Source organism: Candidatus Thiodiazotropha sp. LNASS1 (assembly GCF_964212655.1).
GTDB lineage: Bacteria > Pseudomonadota > Gammaproteobacteria > Chromatiales > Chromatiaceae > Thiodiazotropha.
The window spans coordinates 1,878,142-1,903,446 of the sequence record NZ_OZ156465.1; the positions used below are offsets into that span (position 1 = coordinate 1,878,142).

Below are 25,305 nucleotides of genomic sequence, written 5' to 3' on the forward strand. Positions count from 1 at the left end.
TACAATATATTGTGCAATCGCTCTTTATCCTTACATGACAATCGCAAAGCACATCGAGAAACACCTTATAAGACTTTAACAGAAAAAATGCCACATACCAGTTCGAAATCGACGCGAAGCTCCTCCAAACTGGTGATGACGGTCTCATCAAACCAGGAAAAACCAAATGCATAGGGAAGTGCTCCTACGCTCAACTGCCTTCGGCATGATCATCGGCATGCTTGGCATTGCCATCAATTTTTTACCGGGCAGTGCCACTTGGGAGGAGAATTTTGGCTTAAGCCTGTTATTTGAGATGCGTGGACAACGCCCAGCCCCGGAGCAGGTCGTGATTATCTCGATCAATGGCCAGACCGCAGAACAGCTCGGATTGGGTGAGGAGATTCCGGACTGGCCCCGCTCTCTGCATGCCCAGTTGATCGAACGGCTGACGGAAGCCGGTGTCGCGGTGATCGCTTACGACATCTTCTTTAAGAAATCACGTGATACAGGTCACGATGAGGTGATGGTCAAGGCTATAAAACGTGCCGGAAATGTCCTATTGGTGGCCTACCTGGAGCAGCAGCGAGTCTTAGACGAGCAATTGAATGTGCATATTGAAAGGCTGATACCGCCAACCGAAAGATTTGCCGAGTCTGCTGTCGGTATCGCCCCTTTTGTCCTGCCTAAAATACCGGTCAGAGTCAGTCGGTTTTGGACATTCACCGGAGAAAACAGACTGATTTCACTGCCAGCTGCGGCACTGCAGCTGTTCGTTGACCCGGATGGCAGCCAGTTGAATAAATTACTGCAGTCCATAGGTGAAGCATCAGATCCGCCAGACAGCTGGCTGTCGCACACTTACCTTGTTAGCCGGATTCGCGACGATACCACCCTACAAGCCAACCTGCTTGATGCCTTCTCATACGGGCGGCAGTCGCAGTTGTCAAACCTTCAGCGACAGCGACTCGAGGCGTTACTGAATCTCTATACAGGCGATGCTCATCCCTATCTCAATTTCTACGGTCCTCCGGGGAGTATTCAAACCATTCCGATTCACGATGCGCTTTCCGCCACACAGAAGGAACTTGCAAAACTCCGGGATAAGGTTGTTTTCATCGGCTATGCGGGCACCTATCAGCCAAGACAAAAGGATGGTTTCTATACCGTCTTCTCGCAACCGAACGGCCTCGACCTGAGTGGCGTGGAGATTGCCGCCACTGCCTACGCCAACCTGCTTTCATCCGAGACACTCGCACCATTGAACAATGGTGGCCTGGTGCTGTTGTTACTCGGCTATGGATTGGGTATTACACTGTTATTCCGCTGGTTGCCAGGGATACGCGGCATTCTCGCAGGCATATTCATCTCCATTCTCTATCTCACCCTGGTCTACAATCTCTTCAGCCAACAACATATCTGGCTTCCCTGGTTTGTTCCGCTAGTCATTCAAACCCCAGTATCGCTCATCCTGAGCCAGACATGGCACTATCGCCAGATGAGAAGCAGTCGGGAGCGCTTGCGCGAGCTGTTTGGATACTATCTGCCCGGGGATGTCATTGATCACCTTGCACAGCAAAAAAAGGAACCGATGACAGCAGCCAGTTCTGCATTTGGCGTCTGCCTGGCAACCGATGCGCGGAACTACACTCAGTTTGCGGAAAAAATGGAACCCGTTGATCTGCAGACTTATCTCAATCGCTATTACAAAATCCTGTTCAAGCCGGTGAGAGCCAGAAATGGCGTTGTTTCAGATGTGGTGGGTGATGCGATGCTGGCGATCTGGCCCTCGACCGAACCTGATCCGTCACAGCATCAAATGGCTTGCGAAGCAGCATTGGAGATCAATCGCTCCCTGCAACAGTCAGACCTGGAACCAAAGCTCTTCACCCGCATAGGTCTGCACGCCGGTGAACTGGTCATGAGTCATGTAGGCGCCATCGACCATTTCGAATACAGGGCTGTAGGCGATATGGTGAACACGACATCACGTATCGAAAATCTCAACAAGCTGTTGGGTACGGCAATCCTCGCTTCAAGCGAGGTAGTGAATGGCCTCAAGGGTATTGAAACCCGTGAAGTGGGGCAATTCTCGGTCGCCGGCAAACAGCATTCCATCACTATCCATGAGGTTTCCACGATGAGTGCGGAAGCCACACCCAGGTTACGTCAATTGCATGGAGATTTCGCTGAAGCATTGGCTGAATGGATGCATGGTAAACGGGGTACGGCTTATGAAAAATTCAAGCTGATCCTGAACGACCACCCCGATGACGGGCCAACTATGTACTACGTACAGCAGTACCGGGAACGCAGGAAATCACGAAAAAACCTTGTTTAGCTACACGCCAGGCAGCTTAACAGAATAAAATGTGCGGGGGCGGATACCGTTAATGCACCCAGCCACCTACCTGCCTGTTCATGGAGTTGGTCCATTCATATCGGGCATGATACCCATCATTGGAATCCTGTTTTTTCCCATTTGCAGCGGAACAGATTGCGGAATGGTTTTTCCTGCCAACTTCGACCACTACATTCTCATACCCGGCAACCGACAGCACATTAGCAGCCATGATTCCCTGGTGATACGATGAGGCCATGAGACTGACAATGGTGCTCCTGTTCAATCCACGCTCTATCACCAGTTCATCGACACGCAGCAGAAATGCGCTGTTTGACTGGCTTCTGTAGGACTTCATGAATTCACTCCACTCATCCACATCTATAGCTATGTAGGGGATATGTGCGTCTACCGTCTCCAGGGAGCCCAATAATAGAACCTCTACACTCCTGCGTACATCGATACACAATGACCTGTTACTCGATTTCCACATCACTAATGACCTCTATTTAGTCATCAAAGCCCATCAATCCGGGATTGTCGGGAAAACTGCGAATACATCAGAGCTTTCTCAGCAGTCAGTTACCGTCAGCCACTAGCGTGCTCCATGCCCGGTCAATACCACAGGAATGGTTTGAAAAAGAATCAGGATATCCATCCACAGACTGTTACGACGAATGTAACTGAGGTCGTAATAGAGCTTGTTCGCGGCGTCATCGACTGTCTCACCATAGGGATATCGTACTTGGGCCCAGCCGGTGATACCCGGTTTTACCTGATGCCTGAGTGCATAACCGTTGATCTGTTTTTGAAAACGCGAAACAAACTCGGGTCTCTCCGGCCGAGGTCCAACCAGACTCATCTCGCCTTTCAACACATTCAACAGTTGCGGCAGCTCATCAATGCGCGTGCTGCGCAATACCCGACCGATACGTGTTACGCGCACATCGTTAACGCTCGCCATCTGTGGTCCTGACTTCTCCGCATCGACCCGCATGCTCCTGAATTTCAGAATATAGAATTCGCGTCCCCTGTAACCGACACGAAGCTGACGATAGAAGACAGGTTCACGCCCTAATGTGCTCAGCCAAATCAGCGTCATGGTAGTAAGCATGACCGGACTCATGAGCACAAGCATCAGTACACTCATGACGATATCGAACTGTCTTTTTCCGGGTATCTCGTGCGTCGCAGCCCTGGAAACGACCAATTGATTGAAAACCAGATAATCCCTGATCGAAGCCAGTGGGTTGATAACACCCAGCGAATCGGTAGTACTGATATGATCCAGTTGATAGTCGTTGTTGAAGTCACTGGAAACAGAGTCATATTCTCCGCTCATAGTCGTTCTCCTCACTCCTAGTTATTCTGTTATTGATCTTCTTCGCAGCCCGGCCACTATCTCCATTACTCAGTAATTTGAAGGCCTATCGATAACGGGCGGCACGAAGATCTTGTATGGGAATATGATTTCAGATACTGACTGCTTGTAAGTATCGAAAGGAGCACGTGGAATATGTGACTTTTTTACTTGTCACATCGATGCATTCTTTGTATTAGTCTGGAGATATCATGGAATTGGGCAGGGATTTACGCTCACTGGGCACCCGCTGCTTGAGCGTACGGTTGCCTGGATCCTAAGTGCAACATGGCTTTTTCCGACAGATCCTCGGCAATGCTGAACAGCGAGGTCAACTCTTGATCGGAGTCGATGCTGATATGTGAATCGACCTGGTTACCGAATACAGGTATAAATTCAGCATCCAGGTCTGGTACTTGGTTCCATGACAGCACAGCCCTCACTCTAGGCTGAGCACCATGTCTGATGGCACGGTTGTAGCGAGCGGTCTCGAATCCACAGGAGACAAGATGATAGACCGGAAGTTGCCGCTTGATCCCCTCATCAATCGCGTCGCACACTTTGAAGTGGCTCAGCCCAGCCACCTGCAGCCCATCTCCATCGCCCCAATCGATAAAAAACCTGACATATTCGATTGAGCCGTGACGCCGCAGTATCCCGCTGTAGCCATCCGACTGACGAATACTGACCACTGCCATCAGCCGTGAATCACTCGGGTTGAACGCTACACACAGCAACTCCTCCCAGTGGGTGACGGTTGAATATCTCCTAGCAACCCGCAATACCTCTCTGGGTGCCAGTTTGCCGGCAAAAAGGTTTGCCAAAAGGACATTTCTTGTCAATATCAGCTCATTTAAGCTGTTTTCTCCGCAGGCATCTTTCGGCTCCATGTGATCCATCAGCAGGTCCTCAATCCGACACTTCACCCTCTGCGGAACACTATTTCACTTCTTAAACGGCTTCTCATATGACATGACACCACCGCAGGGTGTGACTTATTCACTTGACAATCGTCCGGTCCATTTCAGCTCCTACCTGGAAAAACACGACGGAGCCAATCAAAGCAGGCAAATATATATTGGATTTGGCATATTTATGCCCATCTGCAAGGGAAACAGTTGACCCGCCAGCGGCCATCACAGAGAATTCGAGGTTTGTGACAAATAGCGGCCGACAATAATCAAATTTTTGGGGTGCATCAGTGAGACTTATCGCAACCGTACTTATCTCCCTTCTCCTGCCATCCGCTGCATTCGCTGCGGCATCATCCGGAGGGGACCGTTTCGACCTGACCAACCACTGGGTCGGTTTCACCGCTATCGGTATTTTTACAGTTGCTTACCTGCTGGTGATGGCTGAGGAGTTCACTCATCTAAGGAAATCCAAACCGGTAATCCTGGCCGCCGGCTTGATCTGGGGATTGATTGCCTGGTACTACAACACACACGGCCTTCCCCACACGGCGGAAGAGATGGTACGCCATAATCTTCTTGAATATGCAGAATTGATGCTTTTCCTATTGGTGGCAATGACCTACATAAACGCCATGGACGAGCGGAACGTATTCGAAAAACTACGTTCCTGGCTGGTCAGCAAAGGCTTCGGTTTCCGTAAACTCTTTTGGATAACCGGTGTGCTCGCCTTTTTTATATCCCCTGTTGCCGACAACCTCACCACCGCACTGCTGATGTGCGCGGTAGTTCTTGCGGTGGGCGGTAGCAACACGAAATTCGTGCTCCTGGCCTGCATCAACATCGTGGTCGCGGCGAATGCCGGTGGCGCCTTCAGCCCATTTGGCGACATCACCACTCTGATGGTATGGCAGAAATCGGTCACCACCCCCCAGGGTCCCGTCGATTTCTGGGCATTCTTCGCCCTGTTTGTCCCGTCACTGGTAAACTGGCTGATACCGGCCGCAATCATGCATTTTGCGGTACCTGATGAGAAACCCCAAGGCGGTGGTGAAGATGTCGAGTTGAAACGTGGCGCCAAGCGTATCATGGTCTTTTTCCTGGCAACCATCGTTACCGCGGTCAGCTTTCACAACTTCCTCGGCATGCCGCCCGTGATCGGTATGTTGACCGGCTTGGCCTACCTCCAGTTCTTCGGCTTCTACCTGAAAAAGACCTTTCACCTGGATCATCCGCAATTGAGCAATGAGGACCGGATCGAGATGGAGCATGACGGACAGATGGGCGACATGGTCTCGTTCGATGTCTTCAATAAGGTGGCCCGCGCCGAATGGGATACCCTGCTCTTTTTCTATGGCGTGGTACTTTGTGTGGGCGGTCTTGGCTTTATCGGCTATCTCGCGGTGGTTTCCGAAATGATGTACACCCAGTGGGGTGCGGCAATGGAGCTGACCCCGGCGATGAATGCAACACCTGCAAACATTATGGTTGGCATACTCTCAGCAATTGTCGACAATATCCCGGTAATGTTCGCGGTTCTGACCATGATGCCCGATATGTCCATGGGTCAGTGGCTGCTGGTTACGCTCACCGCGGGCGTAGGCGGCTCGATGCTCTCGATCGGCTCTGCTGCCGGTGTCGCCCTGATGGGGCAGGCACGTGGAAAGTACACCTTTTTCGGCCATCTTAAATGGGCACCGGTAATTGCGCTCGGATATGCCGCCAGCATTGTGGTCCATCTGTGGATCAACTCGGGTAGCTTCTGAATCAGACACGACGGCTGTCAGTCCCAACATAACAATCAGCTTGGATAACGTAAAAACGGCTAGAAACAGGTAGTACCGCTTAATCAATAGATCGTAGTCCAAAAGCATACATGAAGAGACTGACAGTTTCGCTAGCCCTTTTCTGCGCTCTCCCCAGTCTGGCTCTGGCGGATCCCATGTCGGCCAGTGGCGACAGTATGAGCACCCACTGGGTGGGCTATCTCAGTCTGACGGTCTTTGTACTTGCCCTGATAGCGGTCACCCTTGAAGAGTTCATAGAGCTGCGCAAGTCTAAACCCATGCTGTTTGCAGCAGGGATTATCTGGGGCATGATCGGCTGGCATTCCCATCAATATACCGGCGGGCATGAAGCCGAACATGCGCTCAGGCATAGTCTTCTGCAGTATTTCGAGTTAATGCTGTTCATTCTGGTGGTGATGACCTATATCAACGCCCTGGCTGAACGACGCGTATTTCTGTCACTGCGCACCTGGGTCGCCAACCGCAAATACAGCTATAAACATCTCTTCTGGACGATCGGTATCACAACCTTTTTCCTGTCCCCCTTTCTCGACAACCTGTCAACTGCATTGCTGATGGGCGCTGTGGTTCTGAATTTGGAGCGGGACAACCAACGATTTGTGACACTCTCCTGCGTCAATGTCGTGATCGCCTCCAATTCGGGTGGCGCCTTCAGCCCATTTGGCGACATCACCACCCTGATGGTATGGCAGCAGGATATTATCAGCACTAGCGGACGGGTGGACTTTTTTTCATTCTTCTCGCTGTTTTTACCCTCCCTGGTCAGCTACCTCGTACCTGCGGCGATCATGCATTTCGCACTCCCCGAAGGTCACCTCTCAAGCAGGCAGGAACAGATACCCATGCGACGTGGTGCAAAACGCATCATGGGGTTATTCCTGTTGACGATCGCAACCGCAGTCTTTTTCCAGGGCCAACTGTTGCTTCCCGCCACTATCGGTGTGATGACCGGGCTCTCCTATCTGCAGTTTTTCGGCTACTTTCTCAAAAAAACCCATCAACCCAGTGAAGAGAGGATCACAACCACTGAATCACCCGATTTCTCCATAGTCGTCGAGAGCAGACAGCCCTTCGATGTATTTTTGCGCGTCGCCAGATCAGAATGGGACACACTGCTTTTTCTATATGGCGTCATTCTCTGTGTCAGCGGCCTGGGTTATCTCGGCTATCTGACGCTGGTCTCCGAATTGCTCTACATTCAGTGGGGCGCAACGATGGCCAACATCTCCATTGGTATCGCCTCCTCCGTGCTCGAAAACATCCCCACCATGTCAATAGTACTCAACATGCGACCGGAAATGTCGCTCGGTCAATGGCTACTGGTCACACTCACCGCCGGTATCGGTGGCAGTCTGCTGTCGATTGGATCAGCGGCCGGGGTAGCCTTAATGGGTCAGGCAAAGGGAAAGTACACATTTTTCACCCACCTGCGCTGGACTCCGGCAATCGCACTGGGTTTTTTCGCCGGTATCCTCGTTCACCTCTGGCTCAATGCCAATTTGTTCTGAAAGGTAATGGTATTCCGACCCCATTGCGCCGCTGAGGAAGCCGTTTCAGGCTGCGAAAAAAGAGACTACTAAAGGGGCATCAACGAAAACCAACCGATCCAAAATACTTTAATATTTATTTGATTTTAAGAGTTATTTTACATCTGTCCCAGCGACCGCCCGAGATCACCAACCATCCCTGACCAGGTACCTGTTCGTGCCATACCCGCATCTGTGTAATTGCGCAATGCAGCATTCTGTGTGGGTAAAACAGAATCCGGCCAGCCGGCCCTCCCTGTTGTGCCGATGATTCGAAATACGGGATCCATTGTCACTGGAAATCGGACATCTCCGTGTTATAGTTGGCACCAATTTTTTACCCATAACCTAGTCCGATGAGAACAATACAGCCTCTATAGAGGCCTACCGGACAGCACAATATAATGAATTAGATAAGGGAGAAGCTTATGTCTAAAAAGCATCCTGTGGTTGCAGTAACCGGCTCATCCGGCGCCGGTACAACCACTGTCAAACGCGCCTTCGAGCATATCTTCTATCGCGACGGCTTCAAGTCTGCGGTGGTAGAGGGCGACAGTTTCCACCGGTACACGCGTGTGGAAATGCGAGAAAAAATGGCACAAGGTTTGAGCCATTTTGGTCCCGAAGCTAACCATTTCGACAAGATTGCCGAACTGTTTAAAACCTACGGGGAGACCGGGGGCGGACAAAAACGCTACTATCTGCATAGCCCGGAAGAGGCCGCCGAACACAATGCCCGACTCGGTTGTGATCAGCAGCCTGGTGAGTTCACCCCTTGGGAAACCCTCGATGAGGGTACTGACCTGCTATTTTATGAAGGCCTTCACGGCATGGTCGTGGATGGTAATGTGGATGTTGCCAAGTATGTGGACTTGGGGGTCGGCGTGGTTCCGATCGTCAACCTGGAATGGATCCAGAAGATTTTTCGCGATAATGCCGAGCGCGGTTACAGCGAAGAGGCAATCGTCGACACAATCATGCGTCGCATGCCTGACTATATCAACCACATTACACCGCAGTTCTCCCGCACCGACATCAACTTCCAACGGGTGCCGACGGTCGATACCTCAAACCCTTTCATCGCCCGCGACATTCCGACGCCGGATGAGAGCTTCGTCGTCATCCGTTTCAGCGATCCCAAGAAGTTCGATATCGACTTCCCCTATCTCCTGTCGATGATCGACGGCTCATTCATGTCTCGTCGCAACAGTATCGTCGTACCCGGCGGCAAGATGGGTTTTTCCATGGAGATTGTCCTGCAACCCATCATCGAACGCATGATGGATGCCCGAAACGTTTAACTTGTCCAGTGAGCGGCCGCATAGCCATTAGGTTATGCGGCCCCCTTTATCCTTCAATCCCTGAAACCAGATAATTCCTTGCGAACCGCGGCTAGTCGTACTCAGTATCCTTCCACCTGCGCAATGCGGTAAACACCTCGCGGCGCGAGGAGAGGGTAAGGCCTGAAGCCTGTTCCGCAGCCTTTACCACCGATTGCACCGAGGTACGCATGAAGGGATTCGTCATTAACTCCTCAGCAAGATCTGAAGGCACAGTTGGAATGCCCGCCTGCCGTTTTTCCCGCGCTCGCTTGATTCGAATAGCCAGTTCCGGATTCTCCGGCTCCACCCACGCTGCAAAACCCAAATTGGCAAGGGTATATTCATGGGCACAATAGATGCTGGTATCTCCCGGCAGTGCTGCGATACGTTGCAGCGAATCCGATAACTGCTCAAAAGTGCCGCTGAAAACCCGGCCGCAGCCAGCCGTGAACAGGGTATCGCCGCAAAACAGTGCCCCTTCACCAAAATAGGCGATATGTCCCTGGGTATGGCCCGGTACCTCCAACACCTGGAGGTTTGCATTCAGACCGGCGATACGGGGCCTGTCTCCCTCCTCGAGGGGATGGGTCACACCCCGAATGGACTCATTGGCCGGACCATAGACTTCGATGTCAGGATAGGCCTCCCGCAGTTCAGCGATGCCGCCAACATGATCATAATGGTGATGTGTGATAAGGATTGCGCTGAGATTGCAATCCTGCTGCTCCAACCAGGACAGTACCGGAGTCTCGTCTCCGGGATCCACTGCGACGACTTGGGATGATGCGGGATTTTTTACCATCCATATATAATTGTCTTCGAAGGCAGTAACGCCAGTGATCTCAATCATTGGATTCCCATCAACCATAAGATTTGGTTAGGCCTGTAAACACTAATCCAATCGGCCCTGGACAACCTGCAGTATCGTCTCCCTGTTGACTCGTTCGATGGCACTGAGGATAGCCTCGAAATCGAGACCGGCCTCGATCAACTGCTCCTGATGACTGGCATGATCCAGGTAGTGGTCGGGCAAACCTAGGTTGAGAACCCTTACAGGGCTTCCACAGGATGCCAGATACTCATTCACTGCAGACCCGGCACCACCCATTACAACGTTCTCTTCAAGGGTAACCAGGATCTGATGTGTGCTGGCCAGTCGATCGATCAACTTCTCGTCCAGCGGCTTGATGAACCGCATGTTGGCCAGGGTTGCGTCGATACGTTCAGCAACCTGTTGTGCTGTTGAAAGCAGGCTACCGAACGCCAGGATTGCCACATGACTGCCGTTGCGCCGGATTTCACCCTCGCCTATCGGTAACCGGATTGGTAGAGATGTCTCCACTTCGACACCCGGACCACTCCCCCGTGGATAACGCACCAGGGCAGGTCCAGGGTAGTCATAGGCCGTCTGTAACAATCGACTGCACTCCTGTTCATCTCCCGGAGCCATGATCACCATATTCGGAATTGATCGCGCATAGCTCAAATCAAAGCTGCCCGCATGGGTTGCTCCGTCTGCGCCAACCTGGCCTGCACGATCCACCGCCAGTGTCACATCGAGATTCTGTAACGCCACATCGTGGATCAGTTGATCGTAGGCACGCTGAAGAAAAGTCGAGTAGATTGCCACCACCGGCTTCAATCCTTCACAGGCTAAACCGGCAGCAAAAGTCAGGGCATGCTGTTCTGCGATCCCCACATCGAAATAGCGTTTAGGGTACTGGTTGGCATATTGCATCATCCCCGATCCCTCACACATAGCCGGTGTGATTGCCACCAGTCGATCATCCTGCTTCGCGGTGGCGCACAGCCAGTCGCCAAATACCTGGGTGTAGGTCTTGCTTTTGCTGTGCTTCTCCATCTTGCCCGTATCGGGATCGAATGGTGTGACGCCATGGTAGACACAGGGGTCATTCTCCGCGTGCACATAACCCCGTCCTTTCTGGGTCACCACATGCAGCAGCCTGGGCCCGGACATGTTGCGCATATTTCGCAGTGTCGCCACCAGGGTTTCGAAATCGTGGCCGTCAATCGGTCCGATGTAATTGAATCCCATCTCCTCGAACAGTGTGCCCGGCATCACCATCCCTTTCATATGCTCTTCCCAGCGGCCGACAAGGTCACTCACCTGATGAGGTAGGTGGCTCAACGCCGATTTACCGCCTTCGCGCATGCTGGTGTAAACCTTGCCGGAGAGCAGGCGTGCAAGATGGTTGCTGAAACCGCCAACCGGCTTTGAAATCGACATGTCGTTGTCATTCAGGATTACCAGCAGGTCCTGATCCAGGGCACCTGCCTGGTTGAGGGCCTCGAAAGCCATCCCCGCGCCCATGGCGCCATCCCCGATAATTGCAACGACATTACGCTTTTCACCCTTCTGTTTTGCTGCCACGGCCATCCCAAGCGCCGCACCGATAGAGGTACTGGAGTGGCCGGTGCCGAAGCTGTCATATTCGCTTTCACTGCGTTTAGGAAACCCCGAAACACCCCCTTTTTGCCGCAGACTCCACATCTGCCGCCCTCTTCCGGTAAGTATCTTGTGAGGATAGGCCTGATGTCCCACATCCCACACCAGGCGGTCGTAGGGTGTGTTGAAGACGTAGTGTAATGCGATCGTCAATTCCACTACGCCAAGTCCGGCTGCCAAATGGCCGCCTGTCTGTGAGACGGAGTCGATGAGAAAGCGCCGCATCTCGCTCGCCAGCGGTCTGAGCTTTTGCTGATCCAACTGGCGTAAATCCCTCGGCAGCTTGACCTTGCCGAGAAGCGGGTAAGCTTCCAGTCTGTTCGGGCGCTGTTCAGGATTGCCCTTATCTGCCATTGTTTGCAGGCCTCACAAGCGTGATTAGTTGATGCTGAATGGTTAGCTATGACAACAGTTGAGCTGAATAGTTAATTCTAACTCAACCAGCAACCCCGTGCATGTTGGGCGAGAAGCTTTCTCGCCATCCGTACTACCTATCCCAGACAGTAAAAACACGCAGCCCTAGAGCCAATCGGTTTCCACAGGCCTGGAATCGAGTAGCTCGGGTGATTTACACAGGATCCTCTTTGATTTGCAGGGCCTCCTTCAGCACAAAGTCATGAAAGGCCTTTGCCGGCGGCGAGAGCCTTTTACCCTTGCGATAGACCATGTACCAGTGGCGCTGCAGGGGGAAACCCACCACATCGAGTACGACCAGACGACCGGTCTCCACCTCCAGCTCAATGGTATGGCTGGAGACCACGCCCAGCCCCATGCCGGCGCGTACCGCCTGCTTTATGGCCTCGTTTCGGGTCATCTGCATGCCGGTACTGAGGGGTATCGACTGTTCGGTAAAAAACCGCTCCATGGCGAGCCGGGTACCCGAACCCTCCTCGCGCATGATAAAGACCTCCTCAGCCAGGCGCTCAGCCGGGATTTTCTTCTTTTGCTGCAACGGATGTCCCGGTGGTGCGATCACCACCAACGGATTCTCCATGAAGGGTTCGTACACGAGCTCGATATCCTCCGGAGGAAGCCCCATGAGGACGATATCGATCTCGTTATCCTTGAGCAAGCCCATCAGCCGTTCGCGGTTGGTGACATCGAGGCTCAGATCGATACCCGGATATTGACGGCTGAACGCCGCAAGCAATCGGGGAGCAAAATAGTTGACCGTACTCGCCACGGCGATATTGATATGCCCGGTATCCAGCCCCTTCATGGCATCCAGGACCTCCTCCATCTCCTCAAACGTCTGGAAGATGGTCCGCACATACTGGTACATCTCTCTGCCGGCCTCGGTGAGCTGGATCTTTTTACCGGTATGTTCAAACAGCGGCAGACCCACCGACTCCTCGAGTTGTTTGACCTGCATCGATACCGCCGGTTGGCTGAGATGGAGCTCCTGAGCCGCCCGAGTGTAGTTCAGGCGCCTGGCCACGGTGGTGAAGACTCGCATCTGTCGCAGTGTTGTATGCATGGATACACTCCCGCATTTCTCAATCGGTCAAAAACCGGCTCCCACACAGAGATCTCTCTCGATATCGATTTTTCACAAGAAGCCAAATATCAGTAAATATACCACAAATCTCATATGGTATAAGTATTATATTATGATTTTAATTAAAAGATCTGACTTCACTTAATCGCCTGCCTTCCTATACTAGCTCCACCTTACACGAGGTAATTACTGAACGATTTTTTACACTGACAGCACGGAAATATTTATTTCCAGAGGCTGCATTTCAAGGCAACGCAATCCTAAATCAGGAGGAATCGCTAAAATGGCCAAGAAATATGATGCGGGCGTAAAAGAGTACCGCGAAACATACTGGATGCCCGATTACACACCAAAGGAGACTGACATCCTGGCGTGCTTCAAAGTCACCCCTCAGCCGGGTGTACCGCGCGAAGAGGTTGCAGCCGCTGTTGCCGCTGAGTCCTCCACCGGTACCTGGACCACCGTGTGGACCGACCTGCTGACCGACCTGGATTACTACAAGGGCCGCGCCTACGCCATCGAAGACGTACCTGGCGACGACTCCTGCTTCTATGCCTTCGTTGCCTACCCGATCGACCTGTTCGAGGAAGGTTCCGTGGTCAACGTGATGACCTCCCTGGTTGGTAACGTTTTCGGCTTCAAGGCCCTGCGTGCACTGCGCCTGGAAGACATCCGCTTCCCGCTGGCCTATGTCATGACCTGTAATGGTCCGCCCCAGGGCATCCAGGTAGAGCGCGACATGCTGAACAAGTACGGTCGTCCGCTGCTGGGCTGCACCATCAAACCCAAGCTGGGTCTGTCCGCCAAGAACTACGGCCGTGCCTGCTACGAAGGTCTGCGTGGCGGTCTGGACTTCACTAAGGACGACGAGAACGTCAACTCCCAGCCGTTCATGCGCTGGAAGCATCGTTTCGATTTCGTCATGGAAGCTATCCTGAAGGCCGAAGCCGAAACCGGTGAGCGTAAAGGTCACTACCTGAACGTAACTGCGCCTACCGCTGATGAGATGATGAAACGAGCCGAGTATGCCAAAGAGATCGGCGCTCCCATCATCATGCACGACTACCTGACCGGCGGTTGGTCAGCCAACACCCAGCTGGCGCAATGGTGTCAGGACAACGGCATGCTGCTGCACATCCACCGCGCCATGCACGCCGTACTCGACCGTAACCCTCACCACGGAATCCACTTCCGCGTACTGACCAAGATCCTGCGTCTGTCCGGTGGCGACCATCTGCACTCCGGTACCGTTGTCGGTAAGCTGGAAGGCGACCGTGACGCGACCCTGGGGTGGATCGACATCATGCGCGACTCCTTCGTCAAGGAAGACCGCTCACGCGGTATCTTCTTCGATCAGGACTGGGGCGCCATGCCCGGCGTACTGCCTGTTGCTTCCGGTGGTATCCATGTATGGCACATGCCTGCACTGGTTAGCATCTTTGGTGATGACTCTGTACTCCAGTTCGGTGGCGGTACGCTGGGTCACCCGTGGGGCAACGCCGCTGGCGCAGCTGCAAACCGTGTTGCAGTTGAGGCCTGTGTTGAAGCTCGTAACCAGGGCCGTGAGCTGGAGAAGGAAGGTAAGGACATCCTCACCAACGCTGCCGCTTCCAGCCCCGAGCTGAAGGCCGCCATGGAGACCTGGAAAGAGATCAAGTTCGAATTCGACACCGTCGACAAACTGGACGTTTCTCACAAGTAATGACCAGTTCACTGGTGGTCGGTACCCGACCACCGGATGAACGACTCAATCAAATTCGAACATTTAGAGGTATATACCAATGAGTGAAATGCAAGACTACAAGTCAAGCCTTGGCAACGCAGAGAGCCGCAAGTTCGAGACTTTCTCCTACCTGCCTTCTATGAATGCAGACCAGATCCGCACCCAGATCGAGTTCATCGTATCCAAGGGCTGGAATCCATCTATCGAGCACACCGAGCCAGAGAACGCCAGCGGCAGCTACTGGTACATGTGGAAACTGCCCATGTTCGGCGAAACCGACGTCGACGCTATCCTGGCTGAGTGTGAAGCTTGCCACAAGGCTCACCCGAAGAACCACGTACGCCTACTGGGCCTGGACAACTATGCCCAGTGCGCAGGTGCATCAATGGTTATCTACCGTGGTGAAACTGTCTAAGGTCTGATTTCAGGACCATGGACGAAGGGCCCCGCCCCCCAAACCTGGGCGGCGGGGCTTTTTCTTTAAACAACTGATCAAAGTCAGCTGGTTTTCCAAAACCCCACGTTAGGTTTTCGGAAAACCTGCTTTCAACTATTACCCCGCGGTGCCTTCGGCATCCTGGTGGTTATCAACCTGATTACAAAAAGGTAGGAAATCATGAGCGATATCAACGCAGACCAGTATCTGATCCAGGAAGAGCCTTACTACCGCTCCGTAGGTAATGAGGTCGAAATGTACCAAGCAGCCTACGATGCGCGCATGCCGGTGATGCTCAAGGGCCCTACCGGTTGTGGTAAATCGCGGTTCGTTGAATATATGGCGTACAAGCTAAACAAGCCGTTGATCACCGTTGCCTGTAACGAAGATATGACTGCCTCCGATCTGGTTGGACGTTTCCTGCTCGACATCAACGGCACCAGGTGGCAGGACGGCCCGCTGACCGTCGCTGCGCGAATCGGCGCCATCTGCTACCTTGACGAAGTCGTCGAGGCCCGTCAGGACACCACGGTGGTCATTCACCCGCTGACCGACCATCGTCGTGAACTGCCGCTGGAAAAGAAGGGCGAACTGGTCAAGGCACATCCTGATTTCCAGATTGTAATATCCTACAACCCCGGTTATCAATCGTTGATGAAGGACCTTAAACAGTCCACCAAGCAACGTTTCGGAGGCATGGACTTCGATTATCCGGAAACCAATATCGAGACCGAGATCGTACAGCATGAAGGCGGCGTAGACACCGAAACTGCCGACAAGCTTGTACAAATCGCACAACGTTCTCGCAACCTCAAGGGCCATGGCCTGGATGAAGGCATGTCTACACGACTGCTGGTGTACGCGGCACAGCTGGTTTCCAAGGGCATCGACCCGATGTCGGCGTGCCAGATGGCCCTGGTCACCCCGCTAACCGATGATCCGGATATGCGCGACACCCTGAGTGCAGCGGTCAATACCTACTTCTGATGCGCGTGGGACGCAGAGAGCGTAACGGAGCACAGACAACGCAGAGGGTTCAATCAATGGCTCGTGTCGCATACCGAATTGTAAGAGCGCCTTTCCAGTGCATAGGCGCATGGGCAGAAAGCCCCTTGCAATCAGCACGCACTGATCGACGCCCATCTGCAGCATCTGCTTGTTCAACGACCTCTGCGCTCCTCCGCGGACTCTGCGTCCGGAGAGAACCATGAGCGTCGATTTTTCCGAATATATCACCTGCCTCGATGAGGGCGACCACGAGCACCTCGAAGCACTTGAGTCGTCCTACCATGAGGCACAACGGGTCATGTCTCCGCGTGGCCTGCAAAACTACCTGGAAGGTATGCGTGCCTTCTGTACTCTGGGTCGCGGCCAGGACTTGGTGCTGACCTACGTACAGGAAATGCCCGGTGTCGCCAAAGAAGTGGGTGAGGACATCGTCCCAGATATCGTCGAGGCGATGATGAAATTGGCTTCACACACCTCCGGCAGCGTTATCACACTCATTGTGGCCAACCTGCCGCTTGCAGCCTCCCGCCTCGGCGACGCTGAGGTCATGCGCGGATTCCTCAAGCTGTTGCACCAGATGACCGGCAAGGCCCCGCGTGGCCTGCGCCCGATGATGGAGAACCTGGACGAGCTCCTCTCCAAACTGACCCTGGGCGGACTTCGCCGTTGGGTCATGTGGGGCGCACAGGCGCACCAACGAGACCTTGACGGTCAGCTGGCCTACTTTGGCCTACAGACTGAGTCGGCCCGCTCCATCCTCCAGTCCGAGAGACGCGGCACCCTGTTCATCGACAATCAACGCAAGCTCAACTTCTACTTGCGCGCACTCTGGGCACGAGCCTTTTTCATGCGCCCCACTGCAGGCGACTTCGAGTCCCGCCAGGGTATCCGTCCCTTTATCGAAAACTTTCAGATCCACGTGCCGGATGCCTTCGATCCATTCCGCGGTATCGATGGCATGGAGGTCTACCGGGCAGCCGCAGCCCATGCCGCCGCGCACATGGTCTATACCCGCGAACCGATCTCCGCTGAGCAACTCTCACAGGCACAGATGCGTATGATCGAGCTGTTCGAGGATGCCCGTGTCGAGTACCTTGCCTACAGCACATTTCCCGGTCTGCGCAAACTCTGGCTGCAGTTCTTAACATCCGAGCCGGGTGAGAACGACGATTTCGGCAAGCCGCACGAGACCATGGACCTGATGATGCGAACCACCCGTGCCATCATGGATCGCGATTATCGTGATGAGATTGATGTCATCAATCAGGTGGCCGATGATTTCGTGACCAAATTGGAAGAGGACCCTTACAATCCACACTTGTCCTGGATGGCCGGTGTCGACTTCTACAACAAAATCGTTGAAATCGCCAAGATCCCCAGTGTGCGCATCCTCTCCGAGTGGCCGATCCCATATCGCGACGACAACCGCTATTTCTGGGATTTCTCAGAGAACATGTTCGAATCCCAGGGTATCGACTACCTGCCGACTTCGCAGAAGACGGTTCGCCGCTATGTCAGTCTGATGGAATTCGTCAACGACCTCGACTCGGAGATGACCCACGACAACCCGGACGAAATCCTGGTGCTATCCACTGAGCTGTTCCCCTACGAAGACATGGGAGTCAGTTACAACGAGATGGAGGGCGTGGAGCCGGTCTCCGACCCCTACCACTACAATGAATGGGATTACCATGTACAGCTTGCTCGTCCCGATTGGGCCACTGTCATCGAGCGCAAGCAGGGCGTCGGTGATCCCGAGATGATGGATGAGATCCTGACCAAGCACAAACCAATCGCCTCGCGTATCCGCCATCTGATTGACGCACTGCAACCTCAGGGTATCGTGCGTCGCCGGGGCTACGAAGAAGGTGAGGAGCTGGATCTTAATGCGGCAGTACGGGCGATGATCGATATCCGTCGAGGTGTCATGCCGGATCCGCGGATCAACATCCGCATCACCCGCCATATCCGCGACCTTTCGATCGTGCTGCTGCTCGACCTCTCCGAATCGACCAACGAGAAGATCGGTGATATCGCAGAGGGTGAAGAGGGTTACGAGGACCAGGACAGCATCCTGGACCTGACCCGCGAATCGGCCGGCCTGCTCTCCTGGGCTATCGACTCCATCGGCGATAACTTCGCCGTACACGGCTTTGCCTCCGACGGCCGTCACGATGTGCAGTACTACCGCTTCAAGGATTTCGAACAGTCCTATGACGACGAAGCAAAATCCCGGATGGCCGGCATGAAGGGCGGCCTCTCCACCCGTATGGGTGCGGCCCTGCGTCATGCCGGCTGGCACCTGACCCAGCAGAACGCACAGAAACGTCTTGTGTTACTGGTCACCGACGGCGAACCGGCCGATATCGATGAACGGGATCCCCAGTATCTGCGCCACGACGCAAAGAAAGCGGTGGAAGACCTGGCCATGCAGGGTGTCTATACCTATTGCCTGACCCTGGATCCCAATGCGGATCGTTATGTTGCCAGAATATTTGGCGAGAACGGCTACTCAATCGTGGACAATGTGGAGCGGCTACCGGAGAGATTGCCGAGTGTCTTTGCTGCGCTGACCGGATAGTCATCCACAAGGCTTTTCAGATTATTGTCCGCAAATGAACGCCAATAAACGCAAAATTGCTTTTTTTGTGTTTAAACTCACACCCGACAAGGAAGGTCGGGTAGAACGTTTCACTGGGTACCCCAGAACGTAAGATTCCGCTATTTATCTGTACATTCCTTCTCTTTCGAGACTGTAGATACATAGGGTGCTTGCCGTACCCAGTGCAATTGAGATATTGACTGGAATTAATTCAAGAAAAACCATTTACGCTTATTAGCGTTCATTTGTGGACTTTTTACTGTTTGGGATGTGGTTTTGGAAACGGCAGTACACGTTTCACCCGCGCTTCACAGCCACTCTCTTTGAAGCGTGCCTCCATGATATCGAGAGCCTTTTTGAAGTCGCCGATCAACCGTGTGTGCAGCTCGCGTGCCCGATCGTCATAATAGATCAAATCGATGGGGGCCGGCTCGGTAAGGCTGTCCCTACTCCGGTCACGGCGGAATTTCCAGGCCAGGCGGATCAGTTTGCCCCCTTCGCCATCGCGAACGGCGTAGGCCTGATTGTCGACGAAGATCACCTCATCCTCATCGATCACCGCTTGGATCTGCATCGTCCGCACCGGGATGAAGACATGTTCGTACTGACAACGCGACAGCATCAGCCGACACTGATTATAGATCGGTGACGGAATGGTCAGGCGTTCACAGGCAAGCTCCTCAGGACGAAAGAAGATTTCACTCATGCCACGACTCAGTCATTTTCTCCCAGTTCCGGGTCCCACCCTTTAGCCTTGGCTTCCATAACCGCCTGCTGATAGATGCGACTGTGTCTCTCCGCCAGCTCCGGCGGGAGATTCGATACCAGATGTCCATATTTATCCCACTCTTTGGTGACTTTGTCATAGAGGGCGTCTATCCCCTGTACTGCCCACCCTTCGCAGGTCTCTGTCTCGGGAATCAAGCCGAACACCCAGGCATCGCGAATGACATTGCCGGTTGGATTCATGGCGCCGGTGGGATCCTTATCTATACCCTGGTATCGCTTTTCTGCCATTTTTTATAACGTGCTCTTGTTGCTAGTTGCTGAGAATTATCGCCTATTTCAGGCTGAATTTGTTCTATTAAATATTATTATACCGGTTCTGTTTCAACGCTATAAACACACGTTGACACAAGAAAGGAACCTTACAACCTGGCTTACGATCCGATTGGATTTAGCTGTTTTTCGCGTCTATGGTCATATCCACGACTGATCGTCGATGCAACAGATTCACAAGCCTATCGCTCAAACCTCAAATCATAAGCATTTTATTATTGTTTACATAAGAATATTTTAGGTTTACTTATAAACCCAATAATTGTAAGGTTTGCTTACAATTCCACATATGACTTGTGGTTTAAAGAGGTAAATCCTCTCAAACTGACAGATTCTAAAATTGGAGTAGACCAATGGCTTTAGACCAATCATCCCGTTACTCGGACCTCAGCCTGAAAGAAGAGGATCTCATTGCCGGCGGACAGCACATTCTGTGCGCCTATAAAATGAAGCCCGCCTCCGGCTATGGCTTCCTCGAGGTGGCCTCCCACTTCGCCGCCGAGTCCTCCACCGGCACCAACGTCGAGGTCTGCACTACCGACGACTTCACCAAGGGTGTGGACGCGCTGGTCTACCACATCGACGAAGCCACCGAGGAGATGCGCATCGCCTACCCGATCGATCTGTTCGACCGTAACATGATCGACGGCCGTATGATGCTGGTCTCCTTCCTGACCCTGACCATCGGCAACAACCAGGGCATGGGCGACTGCGAGTACGCCAAGATGTACGACTTCTTCATGCCGCCCCGCGCCATCCAGTTGTTCGACGGTCCGGCCAAGGATATCTCCGACCTGTGGCGCATGCTGGGTCGCCCGGTGGTCGATGGCGGTTACATCGCCGGTACCATCATCAAGCCCAAGCTGGGCCTGCGCCCCGAACCTTTCGCAGAAGCGGCCTACCAGTTCTGGCTGGGCGGCGACTTCATCAAGAACGACGAGCCCCAGGGCAACCAGGTCTTCTGTCCCTCGAAAAAGGTCTACCCCCTGGTCTACGACGCCATGAAGCGCGCCATGGACGAAACCGGCGAGGCCAAGCTCTTCTCCGCCAACATCACCGCCGACGACCACGCCGAGATGATCGCCCGCGGCGAATTCATCCTCGATGCCTTCGGCCCAGACGCCGACAAGGTCGCTTTCCTGGTCGACGGCTACGTGGGCGGCCCGGGCATGGTCACCACCGCCCGCCGCTACTTCCCCGGTCAGTACCTGCACTACCACCGTGCCGGTCACGGCGCAGTCACCTCCCCCAGCTCCAAACGCGGCTACACCGCCTACGTGCTGGCCAAGATGTCCCGTCTGCAGGGTGCCTCCGGTATCCACGTCGGCACCATGGGTTACGGCAAGATGGAGGGGTCCAAAGACGACCGCAACATTGCCTACATCATCGAGCGTGACGAGTACCAGGGTCCCGCCTACAACCAGAAATGGTACGGCATGAAACCCACCACCCCGATCATCTCCGGCGGTATGAACGCCCTGCGCCTGCCAGGCTTTTTCGAGAACCTGGGCCACGGCAACGTGATCAACACCGCCGGCGGCGGCTCCTATGGCCACATCGACAGTCCGGCTGCCGGTGCCACCTCCCTGCGTCAGGCCTATGAGTGCTGGAAGGCCGGCGCAGATCCCATCGAGTGGGCCAAGGAGCACAAAGAGTTCGCACGCGCTTTCGAATCCTTCCCGCACGACGCGGATGCGATCTTCCCAGGTTGGCGCGAAAAGCTGGGTGTGCACAAATAAGCACTGCCCGGTGAGTCAACTGGTATTTCTAAGCCCCCGCAAGGGGGCTTTTTTTCGCCAGCGGTTTGATTAAACAAAATAAGCACAAAGTAGAATAGGTGGGGTTGAACCGCACCATTTGATCTAGTACAGGAATAACCCTAATTTATTAAGTAGAATATCGCGGAGATCATCTGCCTTACTTCTTTGAATCTGGAGTCACCATGAGTGCCGACACCGAGCAATACCTGGTCAAACAGGAACCCTACTACCAACCTCAGGAAGATGAGATCGAGCTCTATGAGGCTGCCTACGCCGAAAGACTCCCGGTGATGATAAAGGGACCGACCGGTTGCGGAAAGTCACGCTTCGTAGAACACATGGCCTGGCGGCTTGGCAAACCCCTTATCACGGTGGCCTGTAACGAGGACATGACCGCATCGGACCTTGTCGGTCGCTACCTGTTGGACTCCGAAGGCACACGCTGGCTGGATGGGCCACTGACTGTAGCCGCACGCATCGGCGCCATCTGCTATCTCGATGAGGTGGTGGAGGCCAGACAGGACACCACCGTTGTGATCCACCCCCTGACAGATCATCGGCGCACCCTGCCTCTCGACAAAAAGGGCGAGGTGTTGGACGCCCATGAGAATTTCCAACTGGTGATCTCCTATAACCCGGGCTATCAGAGTTTGATGAAGGATCTCAAACAGTCAACCAAACAGCGCTTCTCTGCACTCGATTTCGATTATGCACCATCAGCCCTGGAGGCCTCGATTATCGCCAAGGAGACCGGTATCGACGAAGACACAGCCGCAAAGCTGGTGAAGATCGGTGAGACAGCACGCAACCTGAAGGGACACGGTCTGGACGAAGGCATCTCGACCCGGTTGCTGGTCTATGCCGCGAGACTGGTAAAGCGTGGCATCAAACCCCGGGCTGCCTGCCGCATGGCCCTGGTCAGACCGATCACTGACGACAAGGACATTGTCGCAACCCTCGATCATGCGATTGAGGCTGTTTTTGGATAGGGCTTATTACAAGCCGCAAATGAACGCGAATCACCGTAAATTGACGCGAATGGGTATATGGTGCGGCAAGCCACATCACACCCATGATCGAAGCGAAGGGCACGGCTTGCTGCATCGAGGCCGTCTTTCCCAAGTAGCCAAAATGATATGTACATTTGCAACCATTCGCGTTCATTTGCGGCCATCTTATAAACGGTATATTCAAGCCCAATGACACAAGAGCGAGAGCAACTCAACTGCGGCTTCCGGGAGATCGACCCGGTCTTCGACGATTGCCTGGCCAACGCCCGTCGCCACATGAGCGACGCGGGGGTTGACGCCTATCTGGAAGGGGCCTCCCTGACCTGCAAAATCGGCCGTGGCGTGGAACCGGTCATCGTGTTCCTCGAAGAGATGCCGGAGATCGCAGCCAGGGTGGGTGAGGCGGTTATTTCCAAGATCTCGCAAACCGTATGGAAGATCTCACGCAGTCCCAACGGCAAGGCGATACTCCCTTTTCTGCAGATGCTGCCCGAGGCGAGCCGCAGGCTGGGCAGCGCGGAACTGATGGAGCGCTTTATCAATCTGTTGCTGGAAATGATGGAGCAGACATCCGGTTCCATTCACGGTTTTCATACCACCATACCCAGTCCTTCCCTGCCGGATCTGTTGAAAAAAACCCCCTATCTGCTGAGCCAGCTATCCTGCGAGGGATTGCGTAACTGGGTCGACTACGGGATCCGCAACTACCGTACCCACCCACAGCGCCAGATCGACTACTTCAGCCTGCAGTCCGCCGACAGCCGGGCTATCCTGCAGCGTGAGCGGCACGGGACCCTGTTCGCCGACCACGAACGCAAACTCGATCTCTACCTGAAATCCCTGTGGCGCACCAAGGACCACTTCGTCCCCTACTCGGAAGGCTTCGACGAACTGCGCAAACCCATGCCCTACTACGACTCACTGGGGGTACGCATACCCGATGTGTATGACGATTTTCACGGTGTCACCGGTATCGACCGCTACCGTGCGCTGTTGGCACATGTCGCCGGCCACAAACGCTGGACCGGTCATGTGGTCGCGGACAATTACAGCCCCTTTCAGCGTGTCGCCATCGAGACCTTCGAGGATGCCAGGGTCGATCTGCTCGTCACCCGGGAGTATCCCGGTTTGCGCAATACCCTCCTGAAACTGCATCCCGCACCCGGCGAGGAAGACTGTGATCCGGAAAAAGAGTCCTGCATCCGCCACCGGTTGGCGATGTTCTCCTACGCTGCCCTGAATCCGGATCACGGCTACACCAATCCCGACCTGCTGGAGTTTCTGGACCGCTTCAGTTCAGCGCTGACCGGCAGTGTATCGAGCACTCAGGAGATGGCCGGGCTTGCCATCTCCTATATCGCCCGCACCCGCCGTCAGGCGGATCTCTCCGCCAATGTCTATTTCACGGACACCGAAGTGAGCTACCGTGACGACAACCGCCACATGTGGATCTTCATTGAAGAGGGTGATGAGGAAGAGATGTTCGATGCGGAGCAAAAGCGCAAAACATCGGACGAGGAGGTTGAGGGCCTGCCACCCCGCCACTACCCGGAGTGGGACTACAAGAGCAAGACCTACAACCCGGACTGGGTAAGTCTGTATGAGAGCCTCCATCCCCAGGGAGATGCCGGTTTTATCGATGCCCTGCTGCAAAAGCACCAGACCATGGCGAAACAGCTGAAACGCCTGCTGGATCTGCTCAAACCGCAACAGTACGTGCGTATACGCTACCAGGAGGAGGGTAGCGAACTCGATCTCGACGTGGCGATCCGGTCGTTAATCGAATACAAGAGCGGCCACAATCCCGATCCGCGGATCAATATGAGTCATCGCAACGATGGGCGGGATATTGCGGTAATGCTGCTGATCGACCTCTCCGAGTCTGTGGATCAGATCCCCGAGGGCTGCCAGCAATCGATACTGCAGCTCAGCCAGGAGGCGGTCTCCCTGTTGGGCTGGGCTATCGAACAGCTGGGTGACAGCTTCGCAATCGCCGGTTTCTCATCCAACACCCGGCATGAGGTACGATACCAGCACATCAAAGGATATGCCGAACACTGGAACGACGCGGTCAAAGGGCGCCTGGCCGCCATGCAGGCAGGCTGGTCAACCCGCATGGGGGCCGCCATCCGCCATGCCTCACACTATCTGGGCGCCAGGCAGGCAGACAAGAAGCTGATGCTGATACTAACCGATGGGGAACCCGCCGATATCGATGTCCACGATGACCGCCTGCTTATCGAGGACAGCCGCAAGGCCGTATTGGAAGCGGAACAGGAGGGCATCTATACCTACTGCATCAACCTTGATCCCCATGCCGATGACTACGTGAGAGATATTTTTGGTCACCAATTCACGATCATCGACCGGATCGAGCGGTTACCGGAGCAGTTACCAAGATTGTTCATGGCCTTGACAAAATAGCTTAAATGCAGATCACTCCCCGCATCGGATATCCCTTGCCAAAAACCATGCATTAACTACACCTTTTATGC

19 protein-coding genes are annotated in these 25,305 nt (G+C 53.9%); 11 read left to right on the top strand and 8 right to left on the bottom strand.

The window, feature by feature from the left end; genetic code table 11:
• Positions 1 to 166 precede the first annotated feature (166 nt).
• Complete coding sequence (locus AB8516_RS08185; protein ID WP_369159718.1) at positions 167 to 2,320, top strand: CHASE2 domain-containing protein; 2,154 nt, start codon at positions 167 to 169, stop codon at positions 2,318 to 2,320.
• 49 nt (positions 2,321 to 2,369) lie between these two features.
• On the opposite strand, the gene AB8516_RS08190 is transcribed toward AB8516_RS08185, so the two are convergent.
• The 3 genes from AB8516_RS08190 to AB8516_RS08200 all read right to left on the bottom strand — a co-directional run bounded on the left by AB8516_RS08190 (position 2,370) and on the right by AB8516_RS08200 (position 4,579).
• Positions 2,370 to 2,813: a hypothetical protein gene (locus AB8516_RS08190; RefSeq protein WP_369159720.1), complete on the bottom strand. Its 444-nt coding sequence runs from the start codon at positions 2,811 to 2,813 to the stop codon at positions 2,370 to 2,372.
• A 102-nt stretch (positions 2,814 to 2,915) separates the two neighbouring features.
• Entirely contained in the window at positions 2,916 to 3,662 is a 747-nt protein-coding gene (locus tag AB8516_RS08195) for an exopolysaccharide biosynthesis polyprenyl glycosylphosphotransferase (RefSeq protein ID WP_108292744.1), read from the bottom strand.
• Between the two features lie 254 nt (positions 3,663 to 3,916).
• Complete coding sequence (locus AB8516_RS08200) at positions 3,917 to 4,579, bottom strand: hypothetical protein (RefSeq protein ID WP_369159722.1); 663 nt, start codon at positions 4,577 to 4,579, stop codon at positions 3,917 to 3,919.
• A 302-nt stretch (positions 4,580 to 4,881) separates the two neighbouring features.
• Here AB8516_RS08200 and nhaD (AB8516_RS08205) point away from each other — a divergent pair, with 302 nt between their 5' ends.
• The 3 genes from nhaD (AB8516_RS08205) (at position 4,882) to AB8516_RS08215 (ending at position 9,226) form a co-directional block, all read left to right on the top strand.
• Positions 4,882 to 6,357: a sodium:proton antiporter NhaD gene (nhaD, locus tag AB8516_RS08205; RefSeq protein ID WP_369159724.1), complete on the top strand. Its 1,476-nt coding sequence runs from the start codon at positions 4,882 to 4,884 to the stop codon at positions 6,355 to 6,357.
• A gap of 110 nt (positions 6,358 to 6,467) precedes the next feature.
• Positions 6,468 to 7,907 (top strand): sodium:proton antiporter NhaD, encoded by a 1,440-nt coding sequence (nhaD, locus tag AB8516_RS08210; RefSeq protein ID WP_369159726.1) that lies wholly within the window; start codon positions 6,468 to 6,470, stop codon positions 7,905 to 7,907.
• A 446-nt stretch (positions 7,908 to 8,353) separates the two neighbouring features.
• Positions 8,354 to 9,226 carry a phosphoribulokinase gene (locus tag AB8516_RS08215; RefSeq protein ID WP_369159728.1) on the top strand — a complete coding sequence of 291 codons (873 nt, stop codon included), beginning with the start codon at positions 8,354 to 8,356 and terminating at the stop codon, positions 9,224 to 9,226.
• A 91-nt stretch (positions 9,227 to 9,317) separates the two neighbouring features.
• Here AB8516_RS08215 and gloB read toward each other — a convergent pair whose 3' ends face one another.
• The 3 genes from gloB to AB8516_RS08230 all read right to left on the bottom strand — a co-directional run bounded on the left by gloB (position 9,318) and on the right by AB8516_RS08230 (position 13,191).
• Positions 9,318 to 10,097: a hydroxyacylglutathione hydrolase gene (gene gloB / locus AB8516_RS08220; RefSeq protein WP_369159730.1), complete on the bottom strand. Its 780-nt coding sequence runs from the start codon at positions 10,095 to 10,097 to the stop codon at positions 9,318 to 9,320.
• 42 nt (positions 10,098 to 10,139) lie between these two features.
• On the bottom strand, positions 10,140 to 12,068 hold the full coding sequence (gene dxs, locus AB8516_RS08225; RefSeq protein ID WP_369159732.1) for a 1-deoxy-D-xylulose-5-phosphate synthase: 1,929 nt from the start codon (positions 12,066 to 12,068) through the stop codon (positions 10,140 to 10,142).
• Positions 12,069 to 12,282: 214 nt separating this feature from the next.
• Positions 12,283 to 13,191 carry a LysR family transcriptional regulator gene (locus AB8516_RS08230; protein ID WP_108292758.1) on the bottom strand — a complete coding sequence of 303 codons (909 nt, stop codon included), beginning with the start codon at positions 13,189 to 13,191 and terminating at the stop codon, positions 12,283 to 12,285.
• A gap of 304 nt (positions 13,192 to 13,495) precedes the next feature.
• Between AB8516_RS08230 and AB8516_RS08235 the strand changes: the two genes are divergently transcribed.
• From AB8516_RS08235 to AB8516_RS08250, 4 genes are all read left to right on the top strand, one after another.
• Positions 13,496 to 14,914, top strand: a complete 1,419-nt coding sequence (locus AB8516_RS08235; protein ID WP_369159734.1) for a form I ribulose bisphosphate carboxylase large subunit — start codon at positions 13,496 to 13,498, stop codon at positions 14,912 to 14,914.
• Positions 14,915 to 14,993: 79 nt separating this feature from the next.
• A complete protein-coding gene (locus AB8516_RS08240; protein ID WP_108292762.1) occupies positions 14,994 to 15,350 on the top strand; it encodes a ribulose bisphosphate carboxylase small subunit in 357 nt (118 codons plus the stop codon).
• A gap of 201 nt (positions 15,351 to 15,551) precedes the next feature.
• Positions 15,552 to 16,358 carry a CbbQ/NirQ/NorQ/GpvN family protein gene (locus AB8516_RS08245; RefSeq protein ID WP_369159737.1) on the top strand — a complete coding sequence of 269 codons (807 nt, stop codon included), beginning with the start codon at positions 15,552 to 15,554 and terminating at the stop codon, positions 16,356 to 16,358.
• Positions 16,359 to 16,578: 220 nt separating this feature from the next.
• Positions 16,579 to 18,960: a nitric oxide reductase activation protein NorD gene (locus AB8516_RS08250; RefSeq protein ID WP_108292766.1), complete on the top strand. Its 2,382-nt coding sequence runs from the start codon at positions 16,579 to 16,581 to the stop codon at positions 18,958 to 18,960.
• A gap of 277 nt (positions 18,961 to 19,237) precedes the next feature.
• On the opposite strand, the gene AB8516_RS08255 is transcribed toward AB8516_RS08250, so the two are convergent.
• Together AB8516_RS08255 and AB8516_RS08260 are read right to left on the bottom strand one after the other, a co-directional pair.
• Complete coding sequence (locus AB8516_RS08255; protein WP_369159739.1) at positions 19,238 to 19,687, bottom strand: hypothetical protein; 450 nt, start codon at positions 19,685 to 19,687, stop codon at positions 19,238 to 19,240.
• Positions 19,688 to 19,695: 8 nt separating this feature from the next.
• Positions 19,696 to 19,998, bottom strand: coding sequence for a hypothetical protein (locus tag AB8516_RS08260; RefSeq protein ID WP_108292770.1), 303 nt, complete (start codon positions 19,996 to 19,998; stop codon positions 19,696 to 19,698).
• Positions 19,999 to 20,393: 395 nt separating this feature from the next.
• Here AB8516_RS08260 and AB8516_RS08265 point away from each other — a divergent pair, with 395 nt between their 5' ends.
• The 3 genes from AB8516_RS08265 to AB8516_RS08275 all read left to right on the top strand — a co-directional run bounded on the left by AB8516_RS08265 (position 20,394) and on the right by AB8516_RS08275 (position 25,234).
• Positions 20,394 to 21,779 (top strand): ribulose-bisphosphate carboxylase, encoded by a 1,386-nt coding sequence (locus AB8516_RS08265; protein WP_108292772.1) that lies wholly within the window; start codon positions 20,394 to 20,396, stop codon positions 21,777 to 21,779.
• A gap of 203 nt (positions 21,780 to 21,982) precedes the next feature.
• Entirely contained in the window at positions 21,983 to 22,789 is an 807-nt protein-coding gene (locus AB8516_RS08270) for a CbbQ/NirQ/NorQ/GpvN family protein (RefSeq protein WP_369159742.1), read from the top strand.
• A 210-nt stretch (positions 22,790 to 22,999) separates the two neighbouring features.
• The gene (locus AB8516_RS08275) at positions 23,000 to 25,234 is read left to right on the top strand and encodes a nitric oxide reductase activation protein NorD (protein WP_369159744.1); all 2,235 of its coding nucleotides are present in this window, start codon (positions 23,000 to 23,002) and stop codon (positions 25,232 to 25,234) included.
• Positions 25,235 to 25,305 lie beyond the last annotated feature (71 nt).

Coding starts and splice junctions, on each gene's coding strand:
- AB8516_RS08270 (WP_369159742.1), top strand. CDS start 21,983: ATGAGTGCCGACACCGAGCAATACCTGGTCAAACAGGAACCCTACTAC.
- AB8516_RS08245 (WP_369159737.1), top strand. CDS start 15,552: ATGAGCGATATCAACGCAGACCAGTATCTGATCCAGGAAGAGCCTTAC.
- AB8516_RS08255 (WP_369159739.1), bottom strand. CDS start 19,687: ATGAGTGAAATCTTCTTTCGTCCTGAGGAGCTTGCCTGTGAACGCCTG.
- AB8516_RS08265 (WP_108292772.1), top strand. CDS start 20,394: ATGGCTTTAGACCAATCATCCCGTTACTCGGACCTCAGCCTGAAAGAA.
- AB8516_RS08200 (WP_369159722.1), bottom strand. CDS start 4,579: ATGGATCACATGGAGCCGAAAGATGCCTGCGGAGAAAACAGCTTAAAT.
- AB8516_RS08260 (WP_108292770.1), bottom strand. CDS start 19,998: ATGGCAGAAAAGCGATACCAGGGTATAGATAAGGATCCCACCGGCGCC.
- AB8516_RS08185 (WP_369159718.1), top strand. CDS start 167: ATGCATAGGGAAGTGCTCCTACGCTCAACTGCCTTCGGCATGATCATC.
- AB8516_RS08190 (WP_369159720.1), bottom strand. CDS start 2,813: ATGTGGAAATCGAGTAACAGGTCATTGTGTATCGATGTACGCAGGAGT.
- AB8516_RS08240 (WP_108292762.1), top strand. CDS start 14,994: ATGAGTGAAATGCAAGACTACAAGTCAAGCCTTGGCAACGCAGAGAGC.
- AB8516_RS08215 (WP_369159728.1), top strand. CDS start 8,354: ATGTCTAAAAAGCATCCTGTGGTTGCAGTAACCGGCTCATCCGGCGCC.
- dxs (WP_369159732.1), bottom strand. CDS start 12,068: ATGGCAGATAAGGGCAATCCTGAACAGCGCCCGAACAGACTGGAAGCT.
- AB8516_RS08250 (WP_108292766.1), top strand. CDS start 16,579: ATGAGCGTCGATTTTTCCGAATATATCACCTGCCTCGATGAGGGCGAC.
- AB8516_RS08275 (WP_369159744.1), top strand. CDS start 23,000: ATGACACAAGAGCGAGAGCAACTCAACTGCGGCTTCCGGGAGATCGAC.
- gloB (WP_369159730.1), bottom strand. CDS start 10,097: ATGATTGAGATCACTGGCGTTACTGCCTTCGAAGACAATTATATATGG.
- AB8516_RS08235 (WP_369159734.1), top strand. CDS start 13,496: ATGGCCAAGAAATATGATGCGGGCGTAAAAGAGTACCGCGAAACATAC.
- AB8516_RS08230 (WP_108292758.1), bottom strand. CDS start 13,191: ATGCATACAACACTGCGACAGATGCGAGTCTTCACCACCGTGGCCAGG.
- AB8516_RS08195 (WP_108292744.1), bottom strand. CDS start 3,662: ATGAGCGGAGAATATGACTCTGTTTCCAGTGACTTCAACAACGACTAT.
- nhaD (WP_369159726.1), top strand. CDS start 6,468: ATGAAGAGACTGACAGTTTCGCTAGCCCTTTTCTGCGCTCTCCCCAGT.